At 51.1% G+C, this 1000-nt stretch carries 2 protein-coding genes; both read left to right on the top strand.

Annotation, left to right across the window (positions count from 1 at the left end):
* On the top strand, positions 1 to 474 hold a 474-nt coding region (gene tssB, locus QMM04_RS22705; RefSeq protein WP_282997133.1), incomplete at its 5' end, for a type VI secretion system contractile sheath small subunit.
* 33 nt (positions 475 to 507) lie between these two features.
* Positions 508 to 1000: type VI secretion system contractile sheath large subunit (locus QMM04_RS22700; RefSeq protein ID WP_282997132.1), on the top strand; the 493-nt coding region annotated here is incomplete at its 3' end.

The following is a 1000-nucleotide window of genomic DNA, read 5'->3' as shown; positions in this document are numbered from 1 at the left end:
ATCCCTAAAGCGCGTATTAATTTAAAACTCGATTTACATACGGGGGGCGCGAGCAAGAAAACGGAGCTCCCCCTGAAATTGCTCGTGGCGGGCGACTTTAGTAACGGTCAGGAGTCTGCGTCTCTATCAGAGCGCAAAAAAGTTGATTTGAATAAAAATAATTTGGATTCAGTGTTGTCCGAATATTCCCCAAACGTCAGTCTGACCGTTAAAAACACGCTGGCTGATGACGGCAGCGAAGACAACATCAGCCTGACCTTCCGGAGCATGAAGGATTTCACCCCGGAGCAGGTTTCCCGGCAAATCCCTCAGCTGAAGGCAATGCTTTCCATGCGCAATCTGCTTCGCGATTTAAAAGCAAACCTGCTGGACACCCAGGCTTTCCGGAAAGAGCTGGAAAAAATTCTGCGCGACCCGGCGTTAAGCGCAGAACTTCGCTCAGAGCTGTCTGCCCTGGCCCCGAAACAGCCATAACGGTCACGATGATTTAACGGATTAATAAGGAAGATGTTGATGTCTGTAAAAAATGAGAATGCCGTAGGTGGCGAAAGCGTGGTGCTGGAACGTCCTGCTGCGGGTGGGGTTTACGCCTCCCTGTTTGAAAAAATCAACCTGAACCCGGTGGCTGAACTGAGCGCGCTGGATATCTGGCAGGACGCGCAGGCGATGTCGGATGCGACTGCGGATGAACGTTTAACGGCCGGCATGCAGGTGTTCCTGGAATGCCTGACTAAATCGGGCTCAAAGGTTGAAAAACTCGACAAAAACCTGATTGACCATCATATCTCGGAGCTGGACTACCAGATTAGCCGTCAGCTTGATGCTGTCATGCACAGCGACGAATTCCAGGCGGTAGAAAGCCTGTGGCGCGGTGTGAAATCGCTGGTCGACAAAACCGATTTTCGCCAGAACGTGAAGGTTGAACTGCTGGATATGTCCAAAGATGACCTGCGTCAGGACTTCGAAGACAGCCCGGAAATTATCCAGAGCGGCCTGTATA

Source organism: Pantoea sp. Pa-EAmG (assembly GCF_030024295.1).
Lineage (GTDB): Bacteria > Pseudomonadota > Gammaproteobacteria > Enterobacterales > Enterobacteriaceae > Pantoea > Pantoea dispersa.
The sequence above is the reverse complement of the archived record's forward strand: the minus strand, read 5'-3'. Positions and strand labels throughout refer to the sequence as shown.